9 protein-coding genes are annotated in these 8,882 nt (G+C 70.3%); 4 read left to right on the forward strand and 5 right to left on the reverse strand.

The annotated features are described in order from the left end of the window. Positions 1–80 precede the first annotated feature (80 nt). From ACILRF_RS12065 to ACILRF_RS12080, 4 genes are all read left to right on the forward strand, one after another. Positions 81–1,301: an FAD-dependent oxidoreductase gene (locus tag ACILRF_RS12065; RefSeq protein WP_395673202.1), complete on the forward strand. Its 1,221-nt coding sequence runs from the start codon at positions 81–83 to the stop codon at positions 1,299–1,301. Between the two features lie 52 nt (positions 1,302–1,353). Continuing rightward, the gene (locus tag ACILRF_RS12070) at positions 1,354–1,815 is read left to right on the forward strand and encodes a hypothetical protein (protein WP_395673204.1); all 462 of its coding nucleotides are present in this window, start codon (positions 1,354–1,356) and stop codon (positions 1,813–1,815) included. A 309-nt stretch (positions 1,816–2,124) separates the two neighbouring features. Next, positions 2,125–3,795, forward strand: coding sequence for a DEAD/DEAH box helicase (locus ACILRF_RS12075; RefSeq protein ID WP_395673206.1), 1,671 nt, complete (start codon positions 2,125–2,127; stop codon positions 3,793–3,795). A 101-nt stretch (positions 3,796–3,896) separates the two neighbouring features. Beyond that, complete coding sequence (locus ACILRF_RS12080; protein WP_395673208.1) at positions 3,897–4,952, forward strand: GGDEF domain-containing protein; 1,056 nt, start codon at positions 3,897–3,899, stop codon at positions 4,950–4,952. Here the strand turns inward: ACILRF_RS12080 and ACILRF_RS12085 are convergent, their stop codons facing one another. From ACILRF_RS12085 to sufC, 5 genes are read right to left on the reverse strand one after another with little or no spacing between them, the layout of a single operon-like run. After that, positions 4,953–5,363, reverse strand: coding sequence for a HesB/IscA family protein (locus ACILRF_RS12085; RefSeq protein ID WP_395673210.1), 411 nt, complete (start codon positions 5,361–5,363; stop codon positions 4,953–4,955). Then, positions 5,363–5,725: an SUF system Fe-S cluster assembly protein gene (locus ACILRF_RS12090; protein WP_395673211.1), complete on the reverse strand. Its 363-nt coding sequence runs from the start codon at positions 5,723–5,725 to the stop codon at positions 5,363–5,365. The genes ACILRF_RS12085 and ACILRF_RS12090 overlap by 1 nt, the downstream gene beginning before the upstream one ends. Before the next feature lie 7 nt (positions 5,726–5,732). Next, positions 5,733–6,947 (reverse strand): aminotransferase class V-fold PLP-dependent enzyme, encoded by a 1,215-nt coding sequence (locus tag ACILRF_RS12095; RefSeq protein ID WP_395673213.1) that lies wholly within the window; start codon positions 6,945–6,947, stop codon positions 5,733–5,735. Beyond that, the gene (gene sufD / locus ACILRF_RS12100) at positions 6,944–7,972 is read right to left on the reverse strand and encodes a Fe-S cluster assembly protein SufD (protein WP_395673215.1); all 1,029 of its coding nucleotides are present in this window, start codon (positions 7,970–7,972) and stop codon (positions 6,944–6,946) included. Before sufD ends, ACILRF_RS12095 begins: the two co-directional genes overlap by 4 nt. Continuing rightward, positions 7,969–8,715, reverse strand: coding sequence for a Fe-S cluster assembly ATPase SufC (gene sufC / locus ACILRF_RS12105; protein WP_395673217.1), 747 nt, complete (start codon positions 8,713–8,715; stop codon positions 7,969–7,971). Before sufC ends, sufD begins: the two co-directional genes overlap by 4 nt. Positions 8,716–8,882 lie beyond the last annotated feature (167 nt).

The raw sequence follows: 8,882 nt of genomic DNA on the forward strand, positions 1-8,882 counted from the left end.
CAGGAGAACGCCGAGTTCGCCGCCGCCGACCTCGACGTCTAAAGCTCGACAGCGCGCCGCACCGGGCGTTTGATCCGGGCATGCGGCGCGAGACGACCGACTGCGTCATCGCCGGCGGCGGGCCGGCGGGGGTCATGCTGGGATATCTCCTGGCGCGGGCCGGCGTGCGGGTGATCGTCCTCGAGAAACACGCCGACTTCTTCCGCGACTTCCGCGGCGACACGGTCCATCCCTCGACGCTGCAGGTGATGCACGAACTGGGTGTCCTGGATCGCTTCCTGCAACGGCCGCACGACCGCCTGGCGCAGGTCGGCATCAACTTCGACGGCCGGGAGTTCGCTATCGCCGACTTCCGGCGCCTGCACACCCGCTGCAAGTTCATCGCCTTCATGCCGCAATGGGAGTTCCTCGACTTCCTGGCCGACGAGGGCCGGGAGTTGGCGAATTTCACCCTGCTGATGTCGTCGCGGGCCGAAGGGCTGATCGAAGAGGCCGGACGGGTGCGCGGCGTGCGCGCCCAGACCCCTGACGGCCCCGTCGAAATCTTCGCCGACCTGACGGTGGCCGCGGACGGGCGCAGCTCGACGCTGCGGTCGGCGGCGCGGCTGGTGTCGATGAGCTTTGGCGCCCCGATCGACGTCCTGTGGATGCGGCTGTCCAAGCAGACGAGCGACCCTGCCCAGACGCTGGGCCGGATCGGCCGCGGCAAGATGCTCGTCACCATCGACCGCGGTGACTACTGGCAGTGCGCCCTGGTGATCCCGAAGGGCGGCTATGAGGCGCTGCGGGCCCGGGGCCTGCCGGCTCTGCGCCAGGGCATCGCCGAGGTCGCGCCGCACCTCGCCGCCCGTCTGCAGGAACTCGCCGGCTGGGACGACGTGAAGCTGCTCACCGTGCTCGTCGACCGGCTGGAGCGCTGGAGCCGGCCGGGATTCCTGTGCATTGGCGATGCCGCCCACGCCATGTCGCCGATCGCCGGCGTCGGGGTGAACCTGGCGGTGCAGGACGCCGTGGCGGCCGCGAACCGCCTCGCCAAGCCGTTGCGAGAACATCGCCTGAGCGAGGCCGACCTTGTCGCCGTCCAGCGCCGGCGCGAGCCGCCGACCCGCATCACCCAGGCCATGCAGATGTTCGTGCAGGACAACCTGCTCCGGCCAGTGATCGACGGGCGGGCGCCGATGAAACCCCCGCTGATCTTCCGGCTGCTGGACGCCCTGCCGCCGCTTCGGGCGCTGCCGGCGCGGTTCGTCGGCCTCGGCGCGCGGCCCGAGCACATCGGGCCGGAACTGGCGCGGCCTTAGGGCCGGAACGCTCCAAACAGCTTGGGCGTTTTCGTCGCAACAGGAGCGCGACATGTCCAAGAAGAAGAAAAGCCTGCCCAAACGGATCGGCGGCGTGAAGGTTCCGAAGGCTGTACGCAAGGGCGGCATGGCCAAGGTGCTGAAGTCGAAGGCCGGTCAGGCGCTGATCGCCGAGGCGGTGATGGCCGTCGCCGCCGTGGCCACCGCCAAGAAGGCCAGCGACAACCCGAAGGTCCGTCGGTTCACCCACGAGGCGGCGGAAGCGGTTCGCGACAAGAGCGGCAAGGGCAAGGCCGAGGTCGGCGCGGCCGGCGGCGTGCTGGCCTTCGCGCTCGGCGAAGCGGTGCGCTCGTTCTCCGACGCGCTGCGCAACGGCGAGCCGCGCGGCGGCCATATCGACGCGGACTGGAGCCCGGCCGACGCCGGCGCGGGTGGGCGCACCGGCCCCGGCGCCGCCGCACAAAAAAAAACCACCCCCCGATCCTCGCCTCCGTCGGAAGCGGGCCAGATCTGACGCCCGTCCGCCTCCCGCCGCGCCCGACGCTGGTCGGGCGTGTCGCGGCGTTCGGAACGCGCGGCGCAGTGCGGTTCACCGAATGGCGTCAGCGCCGCGAGGCCGCCCGCGAAGTGACGAGAGGCTCGCCACATACCTTCCGCGGCTTCATCCAGATCAACCTGATAAGGTCCCATTGAGAGGGAACGCGTTGACTTGGGGCCCGCCGCCCGTATCCTCCGCGCGCGTGACGACCTCCGTTCGCGCCGCCGCGACGCGTGCGCCTTGGTCTCCGACGGAGATAGGCGAGCGCCCGCCCATTCGTAACAGATGACAGAATTTTCCGAACTGGGCCTTTCGCCCGCGACTCTCAAGGCCGTCGCCGAGACGGGCTACACCACCGCAACGCCGATCCAGGCGCAGGCCGTCCCCGTCGCCCTGCAAGGTCGCGACGTGCTCGGCATCGCCCAGACCGGCACTGGCAAGACCGCCGCCTTCACCCTGCCGATGATCGACAAGCTGGCCGCCGGCCGCGCCAAGGCGCGCATGCCGCGGGCCCTTGTGCTGGCGCCGACCCGCGAACTGGCCGACCAGGTCGCCGCCTCGTTCGAGAAGTACGCCAAGGGCCAGAAGCTGTCCTGGGCGCTGCTGATCGGCGGGGTCTCGTTCGCCGACCAGGAGCTCAAGCTGGACCGCGGCGTCGACGTGCTGATCGCCACGCCCGGCCGCCTGCTCGACCACTTCCAGCGCGGCAAGCTGCTGATGACCGGCGTGCAGCTGCTGGTCGTCGACGAAGCCGACCGCATGCTCGACATGGGCTTCATCCCAGACATCGAGCGCATCTTCCAGATGACGCCGCCGAAGAAGCAGACGCTGTTCTTCTCGGCGACCATGCCGCCCGAGATCACCCGGATCACCAAGCAGTTCCTGAAGGATCCGGTGCGGATCGAGGTGGCCCGCCCCGCGACGACGGGTGAGAACATCACCCAGTATATCGCCCGCATGCCGACCTCCGACCACAAGGCCAAGCGGACGGCGCTGCGGGCCCTGATCGAGCGCAGCGAGGTCAACAACGGCATCGTCTTCTGCAACCGCAAGTCGGAAGTCGATATCGTCGCCAAGTCCTTGAAGACGCACGGCTTCGACGCGGCTCCGATCCACGGCGACCTCGACCAGTCGACGCGGATGCGGACGCTGGAAAGCTTCCGGGGCGGCGATCTGAAGCTGCTGGTCGCCTCCGACGTGGCGGCGCGCGGGCTGGACATCCCGGCCGTCAGCCACGTCTTCAACTACGACGTGCCGCACCAGGCCGACGACTACGTCCACCGGATCGGCCGGACGGGCCGCGCCGGCCGGTCCGGCGAGGCGTTCATGCTGGTCACCCCGGCCGACGCCAAGAACATCGACAAGGTCATCAAGCTGATCGGCAAGACGCCCGAGGACGTCGTGCTCGACCTCGACTGGGCCAACCTGAAGGACGAGCCGCGCCGCGACCGGGGCGGCCGCGACCGCAACGGCGGCCGTAGCGGCGGCCGGGACCGCGATCGCGATCGCGATCGGCGTCCGCGCGAGATCAAGGAACATGGCCAGCGCGCGGCGATGGAGCCGTTCCAGCCCACCGCCGAGCCGACCGGCGACGAGGCCCCCCGCCCCGCCCGCCGCTCGCGCCGCCGCGAGGAGCCGGCCGCTCCGGCTCCGGACGTCGTCGAGGCGGCGCCCGCCGCGCGTCGGGAGCCGGAAGGCCGCGAGCCCGCGCGCCGTGAGGCTCGCCCCGACCGCGCCCCGCGCTCCGCACCTGTGCAGGACCGCGCCGAGCGGCCCGAGCGCGCCGAGCGCCAGGACCGGGGGCGCGAACGCGGACGGGATCGTGATCGCGACAGGGACCGCGACAGGGACCGGGATCGGGGCCGCGACCGGGACGACGGCGACCGCGTGGTCGGCTTCGGCTCCGACGTTCCGGCCTTCCTGATGCGGGCCCCGCCGCCCCGCGCCGACGATTGACGCGGAATCTGCGCGCCCTTTAACGGGCCGTTTGGGCTCCCTTTGGTAACGTCCTGCTCGGGATCGGCCGCTCCGGCGGCCACTCGGGTCGGGAAAGCGCCATGTCCAACGAAGTCGAGACCGTCATCCGCGCGCCACAGGGCTATGCCCTGGCGCGGAAGGCCGTCCAGGCGATGGAGCAGCACAAGGTCTGGCCGACGCCGCTGAATTTCGAGCTCTGGCTGCATTATGTGGGCGCCCGCAACGGCCCCCTGGCGCTGGAGATCGACCGGCTGCTGGCGGCCGGTGAGGCCTTCACCGAAACTCTCAGCGAGAGGCTGGCCGAGCGCTACCTGCCCAAGGCCAAGCTGAACGGTGAGATCCGCGAGGCCGGCGACGCCCTGGCCCACGAACTCGACAGCGTCAGCCGGGCCATCGAATCCGCCCGCGAATCCAGCGAGGCCTATGGCCAGCAGCTGGCCCGGGCCTCGCAATCCTTCGACGGCGAGGACGGCGGCGCGATCAAGACCATGGTCGAGAGCCTGGCCACCGCCACCCGCCGGGTGCAGCGCGAGAACCGTTCCTTGGAAACGCGCCTGGCGGACACCACCGCGGAGGTCGGCCGCCTGCGCGAGCACCTCGAACTGGTGCGCCGCGACTCCATGACCGACGGCCTGACCAACCTCGCCAATCGCAAGGCGTTCGACGAGTCGCTGGAGCGGGCCTGCGCCGAGGCGGAAGCGGCCGGAGCCACCCTCACCCTCGCGGTCATCGACATCGACCACTTCAAGAGCTTCAACGACACCTGGGGCCACCAGACTGGCGACCAGGTGATCCGCTACGTGGCCAGCGTGATCGGGCGGGCGGCGCGGCCGCCGCGGATCGCCGCCCGTTACGGCGGCGAGGAGTTCGCGCTGATCTTCCCGGGCGAGGACGCCGCGGCGGCGCTGTCGACCCTGGAAGAGGTGCGCGAGGAAATCTCGTCGCGGGTGCTGAAGCGCCGCTCGACCAACGAGGATCTCGGCGCCGTGACCATCTCGGCCGGGCTGGCGGAATGGTCCGCCGGCGAGACCAGCGCGACGCTGATGGAGCGCGCCGACGAGGCGCTCTACGAGTCCAAGCGTGGCGGGCGCAACCGCACCTCGGCGGCTCCGCGGGCCTCGCGCGCAGCGGCCTGATCAGGCCTCCTTGGCCGGCTCGATCGTGACGCTCTCGCCGCAGCCGCAGGCGTCGGTCTCGTTCGGATTGCGGAACACGAACTTGGCCGAGAGCTTCGAGACCTCGTAGTCGATCTCCGTGCCGATCAGGAACAGCACGGCCTTGGGCTCGACCAGGATGGTGACGCCCTTGTCCTCGACCACCTCGTCGAAGGGATTGGCCGCCTCGGCATATTCCAGGACGTACTCCTGACCCGCGCAGCCGCCGTTCTTCACCCCGACGCGCAGGCCAGCGTAGGGCTTTTCGGCCCCATCCTTCCTGGGCTTGCTCATGATCTCGCGCACGCGCTCGGCGGCGCGCTCGGTCAGGGTGACGACCTTGGGCCGAGGCCGGCGGGCGCGCGGTGCGGGGGTGAGGTCGAGGCCGGTCATCAGAACATGTTCAGCTGCAGCTTGGCCTCGTCCGACATGCGGGACGGGTCCCACGGGGGATCGAACACCAGGTCCACCTTGCAGGAGCGGATCTCGGGAATTTCCTTGACCGCATCCTCGACCCAGCCGGGCATGTCGCCGGCCACCGGGCAGCCGGGGGCGGTCAGGGTCATGTCGATGAGGACGTCGCGGTCATCCGAGACGTCGACCTTGTAGATCAGACCGAGCTCGTAGATGTCGACCGGGATTTCGGGGTCGAACACGGTCTTCAGCTGCTCGATCAGCCGGTCGGTCAGGGCGTTCAGCTCGTCCTGCGAGAGGGCGGCGGTCGGCGTTTCCAGGGATGCGGCGGCGTCGTCCATCGTCACTTCAAGCGAAAAAGGCCTGGGCCTTGGTCAGGGCTTCGACGAAGGCGTCCGCCTCGTCCTCAGTGTTATATAGGGCGAAGGAGGCGCGAGCGCTCGACGTCACGCCAAATCTCTTCATCAACGGCTCGGCGCAGTGGGTGCCGGCGCGCACCGCCACCCCGTAGCGGTCGAGGATCTGGGCCACGTCGTGGGCGTGGGCGCCGTCGACGGTGAAGGACAGGATCGCGCCCTTGTGCGGCGCCTCGCCGATCACCTTCAGCCAATTCAGACCGGACAGGCCGTCGCGGACCCGCTCATAGAGGCGATGCTCGTGCTCGGCGGCGGCGAGGCGGTCCTGGCCGGCCAGCCAGTCGATGGCGGCGCCAAGGCCGATGGCCTCGAGGATCGGCGGCGTGCCGGCTTCGAACCGGTGCGGCGGATCGGCGTAGGTGATCCGGTCCTGACTGACCTCGCCGATCATCTCCCCGCCCCCTTGATACGGCGGCAGGGCGGCGAGGCGCTCGGCCTTGCCGTACAGGATGCCGATGCCGGTCGGGCCATAGAGCTTGTGGCCGGAGAAGACGTAGAAGTCGGCGTCGATCGCCTTCACGTCGATCGGCTTGTGGACGATGGCCTGACAGCCGTCGAACAGCACGAGCGCCCCGGCCTCATGCGCCATACGGGCGAGGTCCTGGGCGGGGTTGATGGTGCCCAGCACATTCGACATGTGGGTCAGGGCGACGACCTTGGTGCGCGGACCGAGCAGGCGCTGGAAGGCCTCTAGGTCGAGCACGCCCTCATCCGTCACCGGCGCCCACTTCAGAACGACGCCGAGGCGCTCGCGCAAGAAGTGCCAGGGGACGATGTTGGCGTGGTGCTCCATCTCGGAGACGATGATCTCGTCGCCGGCCTGGAGGTGGGCGCCGACCCCAGCGGCGACCAGGTTGATCGCCTCGGTGCCGCCCTTGGTGAAGACGATCTCGGTCTCGCCCGCGCCGATGAAGGCCGCGACCTTGCGTCGGGCCGCCTCATAGGCGTCGGTGGTCTCGTTCGCCAGGGTGTGCAGGCCGCGGTGGACGTTGGCGTACGAGTGCTCCATCGCCCGGCTCATCGCCTCGATCACCGCCCGCGGCTTCTGGGCCGAGGCGGCGCTGTCGAGGTAGACCAGCGGCCGGCCGTGCACCTGCCGCTGAAGGATCGGGAAGTCGGCGCGGACGGTCTCGACGTCGAAGGTCATTGGCCGCCTCGCAACTGGCCGGCGACGAACGCGGCGGCGATCTCGCGCCCGCCCGCGTGGCCGATGCGGTCCACGACCTCGCCGACGAAGGCCTCGGTCAGCATGGCGCGGGCCTCGTCCTCGGGAATGCCGCGCTGGCAGGCGTAGAACAGGGCGTCCTCGTCGAGGGCGCCGACCGTGTTGCCGTGGGCGCAGGCGACGTCGTCGGCGTAGATCTCCAGCTCCGGCTTGGCGTCGACCTCCGCGCGGTCCGACAGGATGAGGGCGTGGTGGCCCATGCGGGCGTCGGTATGGTCGGCGCCCTCGGCGACGACGATGCGGCCTTGGAAGACACCGCGCGCCTGATCGCGGACGACGCCCTTGGTCAGCTGGTCGGCGGTCCCGTGAACGGCCTGGTGGGTGACGATGGTGGTGAAGTCGGCGTGGCGCTTGTCGGCCAGCAGATAGGCGCCGTCGAGGCGGACGGCGGCGTGACCGCCGGGATGGGCGATGCGGGTCTCGATCCGCTGGCGGCGGCCGCCGGAGGTCAGGACGGTCTGCGCATAGTCGGCGCCGGGCGATAGGGCGACATCGGCCTCGACCACCGAGACGCCGTCGGCCGTGTCGTCGGCCAGGACGATCCGCTCCATCACGGCCCCTTCGGCAAGGGTGATGGACAGGCTGGCCTGGGCGAGATAGCCGCCCTGCCCTTCGTGGCTTTCGAGCAGGGTCAGGCGGCCGCCGGGTGCGACGGCGATCCGAACCGCGCCGGCATGGGCGCCGTCGCCGCGGGAGATCAGGCGCAGCGCGAGCGTCGCCGCCTGGCCGGCCGCAACCTCGATCACCGGCGCGCCGTGGCCGTTGGCGAGCGTCCGGACCTCGGCGGCCAGGGCGTCGAACGGCCCGGCGCCGAGGTCGGCCAGCGGCCGGGAGGGATCGGGCAGCGCGCGGATCAGGCCGCGCAGGTCGGTCCAGCGCCAGTCCTCGTCCCGCTTGCCGGGCAGGTCCGCGACGTCCCGGCTCCGAATGGCGTCGGCGAGGCTCAAGCGGCCCTCGCGTACTTGTCATAGCCTTCGCGCTCCAGCTCGAGGGCCAGTTCCGGCCCGCCGGAGGCGACGATGCGGCCCGCCGCCAGGACGTGGACGCGGTCGGGTTTGATGTAGTCGAGCAGGCGTTGGTAGTGGGTGATCACCAGCATGCCGCGGTCGGGCGCGCGCAGGGCGTTCACCCCGTCCGAGACGATGCGCAGGGCGTCGATATCGAGGCCGGAATCGGTTTCGTCGAGGATCAGGAAGCGCGGCGAAAGCATAGCCATCTGAAAGATTTCCATGCGTTTCTTCTCACCGCCCGAGAAGCCGACGTTCAGCGCTCGCTTGAGCATTTCGAAGTCGATCTTGAGGTCGGCGGCCCGCGCCTTGGCGAGCTTCAGGAACTCCGGCGCCGCCATCTCCGGCTCGCCGCGCGCCTTGCGCTGGGCGTTGAGCGCGGTGCGGATGAAGGTCAGGGCCGGAACGCCGGGGATCTCCAGCGGATACTGGAACGACAGGAAGACGCCCCTGGCGGCGCGTTCGCTGGGGTCCAGCGCCAGCAGGTCCTCGCCGTCGAGCGTGGCGGACCCGCCGGTCACCTCGTAGCCGTCGCGGCCGGTCAGGACGTAGGACAGGGTCGACTTGCCGGCCCCGTTCGGCCCCATGATGGCGTGCACCTCGCCGGCCGGAACCTCCAGGCTGAGGCCCTTGATGATCGGCTTGTCCTCGACGGAGGCGTGCAGGTCGGAAATCTTCAGCATGGGCTCTTAGCGGGTCTCGTCGACGAGGAACTGGGCGATAAGGCGAAGGGCGTCCTCGACGGTGTCGACGCTCTCCTGCTCGCGGGGTGAGGCGCCCGGATGGGCGGCGCGTTTGTCGGAGAGGGCGACGGTCGCGCGGCCGTTCTCCCAATAGGCGGAAATCCGGT

Source organism: Phenylobacterium sp., from assembly GCF_044236515.1.
Taxonomy (GTDB): domain Bacteria; phylum Pseudomonadota; class Alphaproteobacteria; order Caulobacterales; family Caulobacteraceae; genus Phenylobacterium.